At 70.5% G+C, this 17,025-nt stretch carries 13 protein-coding genes and 2 pseudogenes; 8 read left to right on the top strand and 7 right to left on the bottom strand.

The features are described 5' to 3' along the window. Positions 1-76 precede the first annotated feature (76 nt). The 6 genes from LG396_RS21545 (at position 77) to LG396_RS21570 (ending at position 6,656) form a co-directional block, all read left to right on the top strand. The gene (locus LG396_RS21545) at positions 77-967 is read left to right on the top strand and encodes an ABC transporter permease (RefSeq protein WP_225796114.1); all 891 of its coding nucleotides are present in this window, start codon (positions 77-79) and stop codon (positions 965-967) included. Then, complete coding sequence (locus LG396_RS21550; RefSeq protein WP_225796004.1) at positions 964-1,833, top strand: ABC transporter permease; 870 nt, start codon at positions 964-966, stop codon at positions 1,831-1,833. The genes LG396_RS21545 and LG396_RS21550 overlap by 4 nt, the downstream gene beginning before the upstream one ends. Beyond that, positions 1,830-3,320: an ABC transporter ATP-binding protein gene (locus tag LG396_RS21555; RefSeq protein WP_225796005.1), complete on the top strand. Its 1,491-nt coding sequence runs from the start codon at positions 1,830-1,832 to the stop codon at positions 3,318-3,320. Before LG396_RS21550 ends, LG396_RS21555 begins: the two co-directional genes overlap by 4 nt. A gap of 648 nt (positions 3,321-3,968) precedes the next feature. Beyond that, a complete protein-coding gene (locus tag LG396_RS21560; RefSeq protein ID WP_225796006.1) occupies positions 3,969-4,769 on the top strand; it encodes a hypothetical protein in 801 nt (266 codons plus the stop codon). A gap of 12 nt (positions 4,770-4,781) precedes the next feature. Next, on the top strand, positions 4,782-5,432 hold the full coding sequence (locus tag LG396_RS21565; RefSeq protein ID WP_225796007.1) for a class F sortase: 651 nt from the start codon (positions 4,782-4,784) through the stop codon (positions 5,430-5,432). Between the two features lie 786 nt (positions 5,433-6,218). Beyond that, the gene (locus LG396_RS21570; protein WP_225796008.1) at positions 6,219-6,656 is read left to right on the top strand and encodes a sigma-70 family RNA polymerase sigma factor; all 438 of its coding nucleotides are present in this window, start codon (positions 6,219-6,221) and stop codon (positions 6,654-6,656) included. On the opposite strand, the gene LG396_RS21575 is transcribed toward LG396_RS21570, so the two are convergent. The 6 genes from LG396_RS21575 to LG396_RS21600 all read right to left on the bottom strand — a co-directional run bounded on the left by LG396_RS21575 (position 6,602) and on the right by LG396_RS21600 (position 13,905). Further along, on the bottom strand, positions 6,602-7,306 hold the full coding sequence (locus tag LG396_RS21575; protein ID WP_225796009.1) for a hypothetical protein: 705 nt from the start codon (positions 7,304-7,306) through the stop codon (positions 6,602-6,604). The two genes, LG396_RS21570 and LG396_RS21575, sit on opposite strands and share 55 nt — an antisense overlap. Positions 7,307-7,381: 75 nt before the next feature. Beyond that, entirely contained in the window at positions 7,382-8,059 is a 678-nt protein-coding gene (locus LG396_RS21580) for a class F sortase (protein ID WP_372483544.1), read from the bottom strand. Between the two features lie 4 nt (positions 8,060-8,063). After that, positions 8,064-8,849, bottom strand: a complete 786-nt coding sequence (locus LG396_RS21585; protein ID WP_225796011.1) for a hypothetical protein — start codon at positions 8,847-8,849, stop codon at positions 8,064-8,066. Between the two features lie 298 nt (positions 8,850-9,147). After that, positions 9,148-10,836: a HoxN/HupN/NixA family nickel/cobalt transporter gene (locus tag LG396_RS21590; RefSeq protein ID WP_225796012.1), complete on the bottom strand. Its 1,689-nt coding sequence runs from the start codon at positions 10,834-10,836 to the stop codon at positions 9,148-9,150. Next, the gene (locus LG396_RS21595; RefSeq protein WP_225796013.1) at positions 10,833-12,191 is read right to left on the bottom strand and encodes a tetratricopeptide repeat protein; all 1,359 of its coding nucleotides are present in this window, start codon (positions 12,189-12,191) and stop codon (positions 10,833-10,835) included. The genes LG396_RS21590 and LG396_RS21595 overlap by 4 nt, the downstream gene beginning before the upstream one ends. A 145-nt stretch (positions 12,192-12,336) precedes the next feature. Beyond that, the gene (locus LG396_RS21600; RefSeq protein WP_225796014.1) at positions 12,337-13,905 is read right to left on the bottom strand and encodes a DUF4331 domain-containing protein; all 1,569 of its coding nucleotides are present in this window, start codon (positions 13,903-13,905) and stop codon (positions 12,337-12,339) included. Between the two features lie 597 nt (positions 13,906-14,502). On the opposite strand from LG396_RS21600, the pseudogene LG396_RS21605 reads away from it, so the two are divergent. Then, positions 14,503-15,495, top strand: a pseudogene (locus LG396_RS21605) (IS256 family transposase). Between the two features lie 53 nt (positions 15,496-15,548). Here LG396_RS21605 and LG396_RS21610 read toward each other — a convergent pair. Then, entirely contained in the window at positions 15,549-16,097 is a 549-nt protein-coding gene (locus tag LG396_RS21610) for a peptidoglycan-binding domain-containing protein (RefSeq protein WP_225796015.1), read from the bottom strand. On the opposite strand from LG396_RS21610, the pseudogene LG396_RS21615 reads away from it, so the two are divergent. Then, a pseudogene (locus tag LG396_RS21615) lies at positions 16,090-16,983 on the top strand (IS3 family transposase); the annotation flags it as partial. The gene LG396_RS21610 and the pseudogene LG396_RS21615 sit on opposite strands and share 8 nt — an antisense overlap. Between the last annotated feature and the right edge of the window lie 42 nt (positions 16,984-17,025).

Raw genomic sequence — 17,025 nt, forward strand, 5'->3', positions numbered from 1 at the left:
CGCCCCACGTCGGGCCGGAACCACCGCGTGGGGTGTGGCCGTACGCGTCGCGGGCACGGTCGGGCGCCGGGTGCTGATGCTGGTCGTCCTGCTCGCGCTGGTGTTCGCGGCCGTCGAGCTGCTGCCGGGGGACGCGGCCAGCGCCGCGGCCGAGCGCGGCGAGAGCGCGGCCGACCTCGCCGAGCGGCGCCACCTGCTGGGCCTGGACCGGCCGTTGTGGGAACGGTTCGCCGACTGGATGACGGCGCTGCCCACCGGCGACCTCGGCACCTCCGCCCGCGGGCAGGAGGTCACCGAACTGCTCGCCGATCCGCTGCCCAACACCCTCATCCTCGCGGTGTCCGCCCTCGTGCTCACCGTGGTGCTGTCCCTGCTGCTCGGCTGCTGGGCCGCCACGCGCCCGCACCGCCTGGCCGACCGCCTCGTCACCCACACCTCGACCGCGGCGTTCGCGGTGCCGGAGTTCGTGGTCTCCGCGGCCCTGCTGCTCGTCCTGTCCCTGTGGACGGGCTGGCTGCCCGCGGTCACGGTGACGGGCGGCGACGGCCGGCCCACCACCTGGACGATGCTGATCATGCCGGTCCTCGCCCTGGCCATCCCCCAGACCGGCTGGAACACCCGTGTCGTCCGCGGCGCCCTCGCCGACCAGGCCGCCACCCCGCACGTGGAAGCCGCGCACCTCGACGGGCTGCCGCCGCACCAGGTGATGCTGCGCCACCAGCTCCCCGGCGCGGTCCCGGCCATCGCCACCGGCATCGCCACCTCCACCGGCCTGCTGTTCGGCGGCGCGGTCGTCGTCGAGACCCTGTTCAACTACCCCGGTATCGGCGCCGTCCTGGCCGGTGCGGTCGCCGCCCGCGACACCCCGCTGATCGCCGGGGTCGTCATCTGCGCCGGTGCCGTCATCAGCCTCGTCCTGCTGGCCGCCGATCTCATCCGCGACGCCACCCTGGGAGCCCGCGCATGACCGCCACCGTGCCCGTGGCCGCGGGCCGGCCACCCCGCGGGCGCCGGACGCGCCGGCGCCCGCGGACGAGAACCCTCGTGCTCGCGGCCGTTGCGGCCCTGCCGCTGCTGCTCGCGCTCGCCGGACCGCTGATCGCACCCCACACCGTCGACACCCCCGTCACCGCGCCGTTCGCCACCGCCGGGGACGGCGCCCCGCTCGGCGGCGACCAACTCGGCCGTGACGTCCTCAGCCGCGTACTGCACGGCGGCACCCTCCTCGTCGTCAGCGCCCTCGTCGTCGCCGTCGTCACCACCCTGACCGCCGCGCTGGTCGGCTGCGCCGCCGTGCTCCGGCCCCGGCTCGGCCGCGTCATCGAGCGCACCGCGGACATCGCGATCCTCCTGCCGCCGCTGCTGGGCATCATGCTCATCGCCCTCGCCTGGCCGGGCGGCGGGCGCCGGGCCGTGATCGTCGCCGCCATCATCCTCGGCACGCCGTACGCGATCCGGGTCGTCGCCGCGGCCGCATCCCCCCTCGCCACGGCCGGCTACGTCGAAGCCGCCCTGGCCCGCGGCGAGTCCACCGCCTACGTCGCCCTGCGCGAGATCCTGCCCAACCTCCGCGCGACCGTCTTGACCCTCTTCGGGCTCCGGTTCGTCGAAGCCGTCTACGTCATCTCCATGGCCGGATTCCTCCAGATCGGCCCGCAGCCGCCCGCGTCCGACTGGTCGCTGATGGTCCGCGAGAACGCCTCCGGCATCCTCCTCAACCCCTGGGCCGTCATCGCCCCCAGCCTGGCCATCGCCCTGCTGGCCATCACCGTCAACCTGGTCACCGTCTCGCTGGCCCCCGACACCACGGCGAAAGCGGTGACCCGCCCGTGAACGAACTCGCCCCCGCCCCGCCCACAGCCCTCGCACCGGAAGACGAGCCGCGGCCCCCGGTCATCACCGCCACCGGCCTGGCGATCCGCCTGCCGGAGGGGCCCATACTCCTGCCCGCGACCAGCGCCGAGATCCGCGCGGGGCAGGTCACGGCGCTCATGGGCGCCTCCGGCTGCGGCAAGACCACCCTGCTGCGCGCGCTCGTCGGCCACCTGCCCCCCGGCACCGCCGTCGACGGCGAACTCGACGTCCTCGGCCGCACCCCGCACCACCTGCCCGCCGCCGAACTGCGCGCGCTGCGCCGCACCACGGTCGCCTACGTCGGCCAGGACCCCGGCTCCGCCCTCAATCCCCGCATGACCGCACGCCGCCTGGTCGCCGAACTCGCCACCGACCCGTCGGCCGCGAACGTCCTCGGCCTACTGGCCGAATGCCGGCTGCCCGTCGACAGCAGGATCACCGACCGCAGGCCCACCGCCCTCTCCGGCGGCCAGCAACGACGCGTCGCGCTCGCCCGCGCCCTGGCCCGTACGCCCCGGATCCTCCTCCTCGACGAGCCGACCGCCGGACTCGACGCGGCGGTCCGCGACGACCTCGCCCGCCTGCTCCGCGACCTCGCCACCGGCCGCGACCTCGCCGTCGTCGTCGCCACCCACGACCCGCACCTGGCGAACGCCTGCGCCGACCGCACCATCCGTCTCACGACGGGGCCGACCGCCGCGCGGGCCAAGTCCTCGACCGCGACCCCGTACACCGGCAAAGGCGTTGGCGCCGGCGCGGGCGAGGGCATCGCCGCCGAGTCGATCGACGCCTTCTTCCGCAACGGCCGCAGGCGGCATCCCGTCCTGACCGGCATCGCGTGCACCGCGACCCCCGGTTCCGCGATCGCCGTCATCGGCCCGTCCGGGTCCGGCAAGACCACCCTCCTGCGCGTCCTCGCCGGACTCCACCCCACCCACACCGGACGCCTCACCCTCGACGGCCACCCCCTGGCCGCCCGCGCCCAGAGCCGCACCCGTGAACAGCGACGCCGCATCCAGCTCGTCCCCCAGGACCCGCTGGCCGCACTCAACCCCCGTCACACCGTCGGCTGGCAACTGGCCCGCCCTCTGCGCCTCCACCCGGACCTTCCCAAGTCCGCCCGCCCCGACCGCGTGGCCGAACTCCTCGCCCAGGTCGACCTGCCCGCCGCCCACGCCGACCGCTACCCGGGCGAACTCTCGGGCGGCCAGCGCCAGCGCGTCTCCATAGCCCGCGCCCTCGCCGCGAACCCGGACATCCTGCTCTGCGACGAGATCACCTCCGCCCTCGACACCGACACCACCACCGAGATCATGGATCTCCTCACCCGCCTGCGCACGGAACACGGAATGACCCTGATCGTGGTCTCCCACGAGCACCACCTGGTCACCCGCTACACCGACACGACCCACGTCCTCGAAGCAGGCCGCATCACCCACAGCGACCCCACGCGCCCGAAGCGGTGACGGTCGATCGGCATCGATAGCGGTCCTTCTGCAGCAACTCTGCCGACACCCGCCGCCCCTGCTTCCTCGGTCGCGGACGTACTCGCGTTCCATGCCGGGACAGCGCGGCCAGGACGGTGAGGCGACGCCGGAGGGGGCGTGGGGGACCTTCAGCTCGTCGCTGAGGAACTCCAGGCAGATGTCCCGGGCTTTCCCGCCGACAAGGAGGACGGCACCGACGTAAAGGCGGGCTGAGGACCGTGGCCGCGGGGGCGCTGGATGCGTCAGCTTCGCCTGCCTTGTACTGGGCTGGTTGCCGACACAGCGTTGACGTCCCTGATCGTGCGACCAGGTGGTCGAGATGCTGCCCGGTTGCGCCTGGAAGGGCGTCCGCGCCGGTTGCGCGCCGGTTCCGTGACTCGTTTGGTGCAGCGGTCCGTGTGGCCGGCTCAGCGTCCCGGCGCTCCTCGCTGCGGCGCATGTGGCCTGGTGGGCGGGATGGCTACCCCGAGAGGTGGGAGGCCAGCGGCCTTCCGGATGGTGCGGGGAGGGGGGAGCTGTGGTGGCGGGTGCGGCAGGGGGGACGGAGAGTCGTCCTTGAGTATCGGTCTGCATGCACCGGCATCGGGGGTCGTTGTGTGCCATGTACCCCCATGGGAGAAGAGCAGTATGTCGAAGAACGCTGTCCGTACCCTGGCGGCCCTGGCCGTCCTCGCGCCCATAGCGGCGCTGGCCCCGCCCGCTCTGGCGGACGGTACGTCCGCCGAGAACGGCGGGGGCCGTGCGGTGACGCTGCACGCGCAGCTGGATCCGTTCAAGGTCAACAAGGTCACCGGTCACGGGACGGCCCAAGTCCGTCTCGATGGCAACGAGGCGCACGTGAAGATGCAGGTCAGCGGTCTGCTGGCGGGGGCGCCGCACGCGCAGCATTTCCACATCGCGGCCAAGGGCGTCTGCCCTCCGGACTCGGCGGCCAAGGTCCGCAACGGCAAGCGATTCCTGAACACCACCGACGGGGTGCCCTTCTACGGCACCATCGGCACATCGCTGACCACGACCGGCGACACCAGCCCCGATTCCGGTCTGGCCGTGGACCGGTTCCCGGTCGGCCCCGACTACGGCTACGAGCGCACCATCGCTCTCAGCGACGCAGCCGCTCAGAGCCTGCGTGCGGGAACGGGTGTCGTCGTCGTCCACGGCATCGACTACAACAACAACGGCAAGTACGACGACAACCTCGGCCCCAGCGACCTCGACCCCAAGCTGCCCGCCGAGGCCACCAACCCCGCCCTGTGCGGGCCCCTGAAGAAGTCCGCAGCCGGTCCCGTCCACGGCGGACAGGGCGGCAGCCAACTCGCTTCCTCCAGCACACCGGGCACCACGACCGCAGTCATGGGCACAGGCGCCACGCTCCTGGCCGGCGCCGGCGGCGCCCTCTTGCTGCGGCGTCGCGCAAGCCGTCGGAGCTGACCAGAGTCGGTGATGGCACTCCGACCTCACGGTGGCCGCCGCGGTGCCTGGACCGCGGCGGCCACCGCCATGGCCGCAACCGGTATCGCCCTGCTCGCCGTGGCAGCCTTCGCACCGCACCCCACGCAGCCACCGCCCCCGCCCGCCGCCCGCACACCCCACACCCCCGCCACACCCCCCGCAGGCGAGGACCTGCCAGTCCTCGGCCCTGCACGACCGGTGCGGATCACCGTGGAAGACATCGGTCTCGACGCAGCCGTGGACGCGGTCGGCACAGCCGATGACGGCACCATCGCATTGCCCGACCAGGGTGACCACGCCGGCTGGTACACCGCATCGCCCACCCCGGGACAACGCGGCAACGCCCTGCTCGTCGGCCACGTCGACACCACCCGCGGCCCCGCCGTCTTCTACGCGCTGGGCGCCCTGCGCAAGGGAGACCGCATCGCCGTCCAACGCGCCGACGGATCCACTGCTCAGTTCACCGTCACCACCACGAACGTCTACCCCCAGAAGCGCTTCCCCACCGAAACCGTCTATGCCCCCACCACCCAGCCTCGCCTGACCCTGATCACCTGCACCGACTGGGACAACGCCACCCGCACCTATACAGCCAACCTCGTCATCACCGCCCACCCCGAACCCAAACCGGGGAAATCCTGAGCGCATCCGTACGAACTCGCAACGACACCGCTTGACCGGGCTTTCAGATGCAGGCGGAGCCGCTCGACGGCAACGTCTCCGGGTATTACATCGGCCGGGAGCGGCAGAGGACTTTCCGGGCCGTAGCGCTACCTGGGTGTCGGCGGGTGACAACCTTCCATGGCGCTTGCGGGCGTCTGATCACCTTGGTGGCGTCGTGGCCGGGGAGCTGCGGCCCACGATGGAGGCGGCCCCGGACCAGGAAGCCCGAGACGACACCGCGCCGCTGCGAGACTCGGTGGCGGCAGGCTTCGGCCCCTCGTTGATGAGCACCGCCCCGCGTGCTCTGTCTCGGCGTACCGATCGATCCCATCGAGTAATCAAGAGCCCCTGACGGTGAGGTGGCGAGTCCGCACCGATCACGGGTTGTGATGCAGGTCGCTCCTGTGTGGTGAATGTCGGTGTGCCGGTGGGCGTGAACACGGCCGTTCCTCACCACGACACGTTCTTGGGAGGCCGTTATGGCGTCTTCAATTCTCGCTCACCTGTCCGTGGGCATCGACCTGGCCGTCGCGCTGGGTGGGTTCCTGCACCTGTGATCGAAGGCTGCGGCCCGTCGCCTGCCGTCGCGTGACCGGCGGCGGGCCGCAGCGGCATCGAGGAGAGGGGAGACGGGGCGTGCGCGGCAGGGTGGGACGCAGGCCCGCCCCGGGCGTCGCGGCCGGGGTGGATCTGGCCGACGAGGAGGGGATCCGCCGCGCCTATGCCCTGCACGGCGCCGAACTCTACCGTTTCGCCTTTCGGTAGTTGGGCGATGAGAGTGCGGCCTCGGATGTGGTGCAGGAAGTCCTCCTGCGGGCGTGGCGTGCCGCCGGCCGTTTCGATGCCGAACTCGCGAGTCTGCGGGTCTGGCTGTTCAGTATCGCCCGTCACGTGATCGTCGACGAGGCCCGCCGCAGCATCCGCCGTCCGGTGATACCCATGCAACGGGACCGGCTGGCTCAGGCTGCCCCCGCGATCGCGCCTGCCGAGGACGCGATGCTGACCGGTTGGCTGGTCGAGGAGGGTTTGCGCAGACTGACACTGGAGCACGGAAGTGCGCTGGTGGAGACCCACCTTCAGGGGCGTCCGCACGACGAGGTGGCGGTCGAGTTGGGCATACCGGTGGGCACGCTGCGCAGCAGGGTCTTCTACGCACTCAAGGCACTGCGCCTGGCCTTGGACGAGAGGGGGGTGGAGCAGTGAACGAGCACGACCACCGCCGGCTGCGCGAGTAACTGGGCGCGTTCGCCCTCGGCGCCGTGGACGACCGCGAATTTATCGCCCTGCGCGCCCATCTGGACGGCTGCGCGGCCCGGCGGGCGGAGTACGAACAGATCGCGCCGCTCGCCGCTCTTCTTGAGGGCATCGACCCCAACGGCCTTGCCCTCTCGCCGGGTGCCGCGCCGCCGCCCGGTCTGGGTGAGGAGATCGCCCGTCGTATCCGTATGGAGCGCGCGCAGCGGGTGTTGCGCCGCCCGCCCACGCGGCTGCTGGCAGTTGTGGCGGCGTGCCTTGTCGCTGCCGCCTGCTTCTTCGTCGGCTATGCCGTCGCCCCGGATCCCCCGCCCGGCATCCCGGCGGAAGGTGTCGCCGTCCAGCAGCAGGCCCCCGGGGTGCGGGCATCGGTCGACGTGGTCGCGCACATGTGGGGCATGGAAGTCAAGGTCACCGGGCGAGGCTTCACCGCGGGCACGGCATACCGTGTGATCGTCACCGACAAGGACGGAAGGGAAGTGGATGCTGGCCGGTTCGTCGGCGTAGGCGAAAAAGAGATGCGCTGCAATCTCAACTCGTCCGTTCTGCGGGCCGACGCCGCCGCATTCCGCGTCACGCCAGCGGATGACCCCGGGCACAGTCATCCTGCACAGCGATATGAGCTGAGCCTCCGGCGACCGCACCGGGGTGGCTTCCGTGGGTGCGGCGGTGGTTCATCCTTCGCCCGGCCGGTCGGTGAGGGCGGCGTAGACGACGATGTTGTCGGTGTAGTAGTGGTTCGCTTCGTCGAATTCGCCGCCGCAGGTGATCAGGCGCAGGCCGGCGTGGTCGAGGTTGCGGTAGACCTCGACGGTGGGGAAGTCGGACTTCGGATAGCGTTCGGTGCGCTGTACCTCGAAGCGGGCGGTGCGGCCGTCGGCGCGTTCGATGGCGATGAGATCACCCGGGCTCAGGTCGCCGAGGCGGTAGAAGACCGACTTCGCGCCGTTCCAGGTGACGTGACCGGCGATGACAGCGGGGCCGAGTTCGCCCGGGGTGGGACCGGGTGTGTACCAGCCGGCTCGCCGGTGGTCGGCCGGGGTCTGCATGCCACCGCCCTCGTCGCGGCCTAGCCGTTCCAGCGCGGAGGTGACCCCCAGCGAGGGGATCGACAGCTGTGCGGGGGCGGACGCGGGCAGCGGCCGGGTACGGGAGGCGGCGGTGCCGGTGTCGTCGCTGGGGGCGTGGTGGCCGGGCGGGTGCGGTGAGGAGGTGGGCGCCGGGTCGGCGGACGGAGGGCGTGGTGGCGTGGTATCCCGCTGGAGCAGGCCGGCGGTGAGCAGTACCGCGGCTGCGACGGCCAGGGCCGTCGCAGCCGCGATCATGACGCGGGTGCGTGAGGTCACGCGCATCGTGTCACTGCCCGGCGCCGCGGTGACGGCGTGCCACCAGCAGTACCCCGGCCGCGCCGGCGAGCCCGGCGCCGCCGGCGGCGATCAGCGCGGGTGAGGCGGCGGTGGTGTCCTGGCCGCCGCCGGTCTCCACACCGCCGACGGGCATCGAGCCGATCGCGGCGCCCTTGACCATGCCGCAGTTCGCGGGGGCGGTGGCCTCCTGCGGCAGCTTGGGGTCGAGTTCGCTCTTGCCAGCCTCGGCGTCGTACTTGCCGTTTCCGTTGACGTCAATGCCGTGCTGCACCAGGTGCAGGTCCTGGATGTGGTCGGCGACCTTCTGCGAGACGGTGATGGTGCGCTCGTACTTCAGGTTCCCGTCGGCGTCGGCCTTCGGCATCCGCTCGACGGCCAGGCCGCTGTCCATGGAGGTGTCGCCCTTCGTGGTCAGCGAGATCATGATGTCGCCGTAGGACGGCAGGCCCTCGGCGGTGGAGACGATGCCGTCACCGTCCTTGTCCGCGTCCGGGCTGGGACAGTGGAAGTCCATGCCCTCGGTGGAACCGTGTATGTGCTGGGCGTGCGGGGAGTTGGGGACCAGCCCCTTCGCGTCGACGTTCACCGTCAGCTCGGTGCCCTCCACGCTGAGGAACGCAGCCCCCTCGGCTCCCGAGCCGTTCTGCGGCGTGAGATCGATCTGATGCGCCTTCTCGTCGTCCGCGGCCGATGCGACGGCGGCCGGGCCGCCCAGCATCAGCGCCGCCGGCAGCCCGGCGAGCGCGGCCAGTCGTGCGGTGCGCCTGGATATCACAGTCGATCACCCGTCCCTTTGGTGAGCAGTGACCGCTGACGACCGGTTCGGCACCGGTCGTGCAAGAAAACGGCCGCTCCACCAAGCTTCGGAGCCACGGACCAACCGGATTGGTCCCACCTCGCAACTGCGCCCATGCCCGCAGACCCCACGAGGATCAGGGTGGGGGCAGAGCGCAGTCGGCAAGCCGGAATCCCCGGCCAACTCCCCCGCAGGCAGCCGCGCCGCTGCCCTTCGGAGACCGGCCGCTGCATGGAACCCGGGCACAGTCCCCGTGCTTCCGGAGCGTGAGGCTCGCTCACCACGGGCCTGCGGCGGCGCGCAGGGTGAGTCCGAGGCCGACGATCAGGACGAGGAGCGAGGTTCCGACGGGGCCGTGGCGGGCGATGTGGGTCAGGGCCTTTCTGCCGGTGGCTGTGGTGGCACGAAGGCGGGTTTCGATCCTGTCGCGCAGGTGGACGAGTAGCAGACCCGCGAGGGTGAGGGTGGCGGCCATGCCGAGGCCGTAGGCGAGGACGAGCAGAACACCGAAGGCGGTGCGGCCGAGGGCGATGGCGCCGAGCAGGATGACCAGTGCCGTGGGGCTCGGTACGAGTCCCCCGGCGATTCCCATGCCGATCAGGCTGGTTCGGTTCGCTTCTGTCTTTGCGGTGTCGGGGATGTCCGCACCGGGGTGGTGCTTGGCTGTGCCGGCGGTGTCACGCCTTGGCGCCGTCAGGAGGGAGCCCGCATTCCGCTCTGCAAAGTCCCGGTGTCCTCGCGTCATGGGTACCGGCAGCTGATGAACCGGCCCTTGAGTGTGAGGCGGGCGCCCCGCGTTCGGTTCCGGGTGGTGCCGATGGGCTTCGTGCGGGTCGTCGTCGTGGTGGCTGTGGTCGTGTGCGTGGTGGTGTGGATGAGCATGGTGATGGTGGTGGCTGTGCGGGGTGGGCTTGTTGAGCAGGGCGCAGCGCAGGAGCCACAGTCCGATGGTGGTGACGATGAGGCCGCTGGTCAGTCCGAGCCAGGTGAGGACGGTTTCGCCGGCGAGGTGCGTGGTCATGGGCAGGGCGATGCCGAGGGCGAGTACGCCTGCGGTGTGGGTGAAGGTGACGGTGGCGCCGACGGTGACGGCGTCGCGGGGGGTCCCGCGGCGTCCGGCGAGGTAGGCGGCCATGAGGGTCTTGCCGTGTCCGGGCAGTGTTGCGTGGGATGCGCCGAGGACCATGGCGAGGAGCAGGGCCAGCAGCCCGACGGGGAGCGTGAGGTCGCGGCTGCCGACCAGGGAGTCGAAGAAGCCGGTGACGCGCCCGAGTACGTCGCCGACTGGCCCGGCCTTGGACAGGGCGCTCTCGACGTCGGCTGCCGGTGAGGTGGAGCCGGCTTCGATGCGCATCCGGGCGGATTTCTGGTCGAGCCGGCCGGCCGGCGGGTCTGCCGGGTAGCGGCGGAGTTCGTCGGTCGAGGAGGTTGCGGGGACATCGGAGTTGCTTACGCGGAGGTCTTCGCCGCGGGCGGTGATTTCACGCCAGCCGATGCGCCGGCTGTCGTACGCGGTGTGCACCTCCACCTTCGAGGGCAGTGGCAGGCGGATCGCGGAGGTGAGCGTGCACTGAAGCCTGCTGGTCTTCAGTCCTGCCTCGCCCGGCGGGTACGTCAGCGCGGTGCGCACTGCTGTCCAGGTGACCTGGCGGTCCGCGATGCTGACCCGTAGTCGGTCGGCGAGTTCCGCGCAGCTCTTGTGGGCGTAGGACCGGGCTTCCCCGCGGTCGATACGGCCGTCGTGGTTGCGGTCCACGGCCGGGCGTTCCTGGGCGGCGGCGATTTCGGCGCGGTCGACGACGACCTGGGCGTCGACGCGGCTGGGATGGAAGGTCAGGCCGGTGTAGTGGTTGACCGTGAAGTTGCCCAGTGGATGGGCCTGGGCTGTGGGAGCCGCGGTGAGGATCAAGGCGCAGGCGAACAGGGCCGCGGCGAGGAAGAGGTGCGGACGGCGCGTCTGGTTCATGGGGTGGCGTCGATTCTGCGGAGCACGGTGCGGGCGCGGGGGGCGTGCAGGGGGTGGAAGTGCGGGTTGGTGTCCAGGGCGGCGGTGAGGTCCTGGCGGGCGGCGGTGGTGTCGCCGAGGGCGCGGTGGATCATTGCGCGGTGGTAGTGGAAGAGTGCGCTGCGGGTGCCCAGAGCGAGGGCCTTGTCGGCGTGGGCGAGTGCTTCGCGGTGGCGTCCGGCCCGGTGCAGGGCCCAGGCGCGGGCGTCGTGGACAGCGATGAACGGCCTGCTGCGCAGTGTCTCCTCGGCCATGGCGGCGGCCTTTGCCGCGTTGCCGTGATCGGCTTCGTAGAGGATGGCGTCGACGTCGGCGTCGGCGCTGTTCGCGCGGCGGGCGGTGTCCTGGGCGCGCAGCACGTCGTACTGTTCTTCGGCCCGCTGCCGGTGACCGAGGGACTGCTGGAGTTCGCCGAGGCCGAGCAGGTAGTGGGGGAGCGGTGCGATGCCGGCTGCGGCTGTGTAGTCGCGCACGGCCCGGGTGGTGTTGCCCAGTGCGGTGTGGGCGCGGGCGCGGGCTTCCAGCAACGCGGCATCCCGGGGAGATTCACGCAGGCCGGCCGATGCTTCGGCCAGTGCAGTGCTGGCATCGCCGGTGTCCAGGGCCAAGGTGGCCAGGTGAACATGCGCGAAGGCGCGCTGTGCCGGTGTGGGGGCCGCCCGCAGGGCGCGTTTCATCAGGGTGCGGGCGGAGGCGGTGTCTCCGCGCAGTTCCCAGGTGTAGGAGGCCCGGGCCAGGGAGGCGGCATCCGGCCGCAGGTCGGTCATGCGCTGCACCGCCCCGTAGGAAGCCTCGTACCGCCCCAACTGGGTGTAGGCGTCGGCGAGTACGCCGTAGCCCGTGGGCCCGGACGGGTTCGTCGTGGTGGCGCGCCGGGCCCAGTGCAAGGCGCGGGTGAAGTCGTGGCGGGCGGCGGCCAGGGCCCCCATGCCGGCCTCGGCCTGGTAGTTGCCTGCGGGGTGCAGCTTCAGGGACTTCCGCAGTGCGCCTTCCGCCCGCGCGTAGGCGGCGGAGTCGGCTGTGGAACCGGCCTGCTGCACCTCGGCCATGCCCAGCCCGGCCCATCCGGTCCAATCGCCCGGCACCTGCCGCACGCGCTCTCGCAGGGCCGCGACGGACCCTCGGCCGGGCGCGGCACCGTCCCCGGCCGGGGGGACGGGCCCGGCCGGGGACGACGAATCGTCCGGGGGCAGGAGCACGGCTCCGGCGGTGAACATGGCCACGCCCAGAACCAGGGCGACGGCCGCGTTGCGCAGCCGCCCCCGGCCAGGCCGCACAGGTGGCTTGGGTGCCGGATCGTCGGTCGGCGTGGGCACAGGATCCCTCCCTGTCGGTGCTGCGTGCGGAATCGACGGCCACGGGGTAGCCGGAAGCCCTGCCGGGCGCGACCGTCGAGGTCGCGCCCAACAGGGCCAGGACGCTTCAGGCCCGCGCGGTCGGGAAAGCCCCCGGTGACAGCGCTCAGGCCGTGGTCTTGCGACGGCGCAGCCGGTAGCCACCGGTGGTGAGCAGCAGTGCGCCGGCACCTGCCATCGCCGAGGCGTTCGAGGACTTCAGTGGCCAGTCCTCATCCCCGAAGAGTCCGCCCTGGTTGCTGCGGTTGACGTTCTTGGTGTGCGGCTGGGCGAGGTAGGGGAACGTGTCGCCGAAGGGCACTTCGTTGGTGTCCACCTGGTCGCCGTCGGCCAGCGCCGGCACCAGTTGACCGCTCTGGGCGGCACCTTCGACGGCTTGCAGCGAGATGTCCAGGACGTCGTCGGCCAGACGTCGACCGTTCGGGAAGCCGGCCAGGTCGCCGGCCAGCACACCGAGGCGCTGCGGCTGGGCGGCGGGCGGCACTGCCATGTTCAGGCGGAGCTCCTCGGCAGGCACGATGCGGCCCGCCGGCGCGTCCTTGTTCAGACGGTGGGAGTTCAGGTCCGCCTTGATCGGCCCGCACGCCTTGCAGATACCCGTCAGGTAGATCTCCGCCAGATCATCCCGGGGCGTCGGGGGCGCCGGAATGCCGTACACCTTCTCGATCACCTTCGGCAGGATCGGGTCGTAGACCTTGTCCACCACCGGCTGCACCGTGCGGTCCTGGTCCGGAGAGATCGAGTTGAACGCGTCCTTGTACTTCAACGGGACGACGACCTCGTTGACCAGAGGGTTGCCCAGCCTGGAGACCTGACGCCAGCCGGCAGGGCTCTCCTTGCGGCTGTCGGTGACCGTCGCGCCCCGGCGTTCGGTGGTCGACCACACCCCCACGACCGGGTTACGCGCGGTGCTGCCCCGCAGGGCGAGGTGCTTCTTGGGGATCTGCAGGGCCACGGAGTTGACGTTGTAGCCGGCCAGGGTGTCCTGCCCGCGCTCGCTCAGGTCCCCGCCGTACAGCAGGTCGAAGACCCTCAGATCCGCGAAGAACGGGTCCTCCGCCTGCCCGGCGAACGCCTGCCCGCCCCGCGGCAGCCCCCGCACCGCCTCGGCACGCAGACTCGGGTAGTCGGGCATCGACGCCTCACCCGTACGCGAAGGAGCAGTCGGCGCTCCCCGCAGAAGCGTCCTGGTCCCGTGCCGAGTCGTTTCCGTCAGATCGTAGACCTGACGGAAATTCAGATCCGGGTCGTTGAACGAGGTGACCGGACCGGTGTTGTACAGGAACTGGTTCTCCGCATCCCGGATCAGATTGCGGAAACGCCAGGTGTACGTGATGTCCGCCCGCCCGTCGCCCGTGTTGTCGATCTTGATGTGGTACCGGGCGTCGTCGGCGAAAGCGTAGAAGTTGGGCCCGCCGTTGGGCTCCTCGAAAGGAATCCAGTTGGCGGCCAGCGTCACCGTGTCATCACGGTCCGGACTGGTGAACGCGTACACATCGGTGTTGTCGGCCCGCGGGTCACCCGCGATCAGCGGCGCTTCACGGTGGCTGGAGGCAGCACCGGTCCCCGGTGCGAGCGTCAGCACGGCCAGACCGGTGGTCAGCACACCGGTACCCAGCACAAGCAGTGTCTGATCGAACAGACGCCGCCTGCGCGGTCTCCAAGAAGCAGGCATCAAGATTGATCCTTTCGACTGGGGTCCACCGGAAGCCGCCCCGTGCGGCAGGGCGGCCGGATGGATCCACGTGGGTAGGTGACCGACCGGCGGACAGGGAGCGGAGCACACCCGGACAGCTTCAGCCGAGAGCGGCACAGCAGGTACGACCACACGCATCGCCAGTCGGCCGAATGCGCAAGAATCAGAAAAGCACGGGCAATTTTCGACAAACGATTCATTTTGTGCTCATGGCGGTGTGGGTGGGTGCCTCGCCGCGGAAACCCGCAGGTAACGGGGGGTCGACGCCCTCTGCAGCGAGAGGCGAATTCGTTGACGACACGACAGCTGCCGTTAGTCCACCCGGGGGACTTTGGCCTTTACTGCAATCCAAGTGCAATAAGCGCCGGGATTCGCCCAACGCGGCAAAGCCACCTGAGTCCGCCCTGTGCCGACCTCCACCAAACTCCGCGCGTCACGAGGGGGGGCGTGTACAACAGACGGTGGAACTGGATCATGGAGTGACACCGAATGACTGATGTTGTACCCGAGGTTGAGAACGAGGCAGCCGCGGAGGGTGCTGGCCGGGAGCCGGTGGTGGATGACCAGCTGATCGGGATGCTGGTCGACCGGGCCCGGGCCGAGGGTCTGCAACTGACCGGGGAAGGCGGGCTGCTGTAGCAGCTGACGAAGCAGGTCATCGAGTCCGCCCTGGACGGCGAAAAGACCGACCACCTCGGCTACGAGAAGCACGATGCAGCCGGCCGGGACGGCGGCAACTCCCGCAACGGCCGCCGGTCCAAGACCGTGACCACCGAGGTCGGCCCGGTGGAGATCAGCGTGCCGAGGGACGTCGAGGGCAGCTTCGATCCGGTGTTGTTCGTGGACGCCATCCACGTGAAGATCCGTGACGGGCAAGTCGCCAACCGGCCGGTCTACGTCGTCATGGCTGTCACCGTCGACGGACACCGCGACATCCTCGGGATCTGGGCCGGTGACGGCGGCGAAGGCGCGAAGTTCTGGCTGCAGATCTTCACCGAGCTCAAGAACCGCGGCCTTCAGGACGTGCTGATGCTCGTCTGCGACGGGCTCAAGGGCCTTCCCGATGCGGTCGAGACCGTCTGGCCCCGGACCATCGTCCAGACCTGCATCGTCCACCTGCTACGCAACAGCTTCCGCTACGTCTCCCACGCAGACTGGGACAAGCTGGCGAAGGCGCTGAAGCCGGTCTACGCCGCCCCGAGCGAGGACGCCGCTACCAGCCGGTTCCTGGAGTTCTCCGAGACCTGGGGAAACAAATACCCGGCGATCATCCGGCTGTGGGAGAACGCCTGGGCGGAGTTCGTGCCGTTCCTGTCCTTCGACGTCGAGATCCGCAAGGTCATCTGCTCCACGAACGCGATCGAGAGCGTCAACGCCCGAATCCGCAAGGCCGTCCGCGCCCGCGGTCACTTCCCCAACGAGCAGGCCGCCCTGAAGTGCATCTACATGGCGCTGATGTCGCTGGATCCCACCGGCAAGGGCCGCCGACGCTGGATGATGCGCTGGAAAGCGCCCCTGAACGCCTTCGAGATCGCCTTCGAAGGACGCCTGGCCGCAGCCAGGCGCTGACCACCCACACAACCGCAGATCAGCCGTCTACTGGACACACCCGAGGCGAACGGTCAATCGCAGGGGTTGCTGTTGTAGCTGGCCGCCTTCGTTCCGCTGTCGCCGGCCGAGAAGAGGTACTTACCCTGCCCGTCGCGCAGCATGGTGGTGCTGCTGCGCCATCCCTTGAAGCTGAAGGTGACGGTGGAGCCGGGGGTGGTGGACCCGCCGGTCTTGACCAGTTTGTCGTCCGCCTTGCTGAAGGTGTTGGGTCCGACCCGGCCGTCGGCCTTGGAGGGGGAGTCGACCAGGCCGTACTTCCACTGCAGCCACTTGGTGGCGTGGGTGGTGTTCGGGCCGAAGTGCCCGTCGATGTCGGCATTGCTGAACAGGATGCCATTCGTCTTGGGTGCGCCTTCGGCCACGAGGATCCGCTGCCACATGCAGGTCGCGCCGGAACTGCTGTACTCGCTGGCGGAGACGATCCCTTCATCGGACCAGTCCCCCTGCCACATGTCGTAGCCGCGGATGTAGCCGTCGGAGGTCTTGGGACTGCTGCAGGGTCGGGTGACACCTGACCTGGCTTGCTGAGAGGCGGCCTGGAAGGATGTCGCAGTGCCCAAGCCGTATCCGAAGGAGTTCCGCGAAGACGTCGTGCGGGTCGCGCGCAACCGCGAGCCCGGCGTCACGCTGGAACAGATCGCCACCGACTTCGGTGTCCACCCGATCACGCTGTCGAAGTGGCTGCGCCGTGCCGAAACCGACGAGGGCGCCAGGCCGGCAACGGTGTCGGGTGAGTCGGCCGAGCTGCGCGAGGCCCGCAAGCGGATTCGGCTGCTCGAGCAAGAGAACGCGGTGCTGCGCCGGGCGGCGGCGTATCTGTCGCAGGCGAACCTGCCGGCAAAATGATGTACCCGCTCGTCCGCGAGCTGGCCGCCGCTCATGCCCCTCATCGGGTGCCGGTGGCGGTGACGTGCCGGGTGCTGAAGCTGGCCCGCCAGCCCTACTACCGGTGGCTGGCCCGGCCGGTCACCGACGCCGAGCTGGCCGAGGCATACCGGGCCGACGCGCTGTTCGACGCACACCGCGACGACCCCGAGTTCGGACACCGGTTCCTCCTCAACGAAGCGCGGGCCGCGGGTCAGGTGATGGCCGAGCGGACCGCCTGGCGGATCTGCCGGGACAACGGCTGGTGGAGCGTCTTCGGCAAGCGAAAGGGCCGCGGCAAGAACCGCCAAGACCGGGCCGCCGGTGCACGATGACCGGGTGCGGCGCAACTTCACCGCCGAAGCGCCGAACCAGTTGTGGCTCACGGACATCACCGAGCACCCGACCGGCGAGGGCAAGCTGTATCTGTGCGCCGTTAAGGACGTCTACTCCGGCTGAGTCGTGGGCTATTCCATCGACGCCCGGATGAAGTCCCGCCTCGCGGTGGCCGCGCTTCAATCCGCCGTCGCCCGCCGCGGCCAAGTGGCCGGATGCGTGGTGCACTCGGATCGCGGCTCGCAGGGCGGATTCAACCGGTCGTCGCAACACCTCCTGATCAGCGAG

It is taken from the genome of Streptomyces aculeolatus (genome assembly GCF_020400605.1).
GTDB classification, from domain to species: domain Bacteria; phylum Actinomycetota; class Actinomycetes; order Streptomycetales; family Streptomycetaceae; genus Streptomyces; species Streptomyces aculeolatus.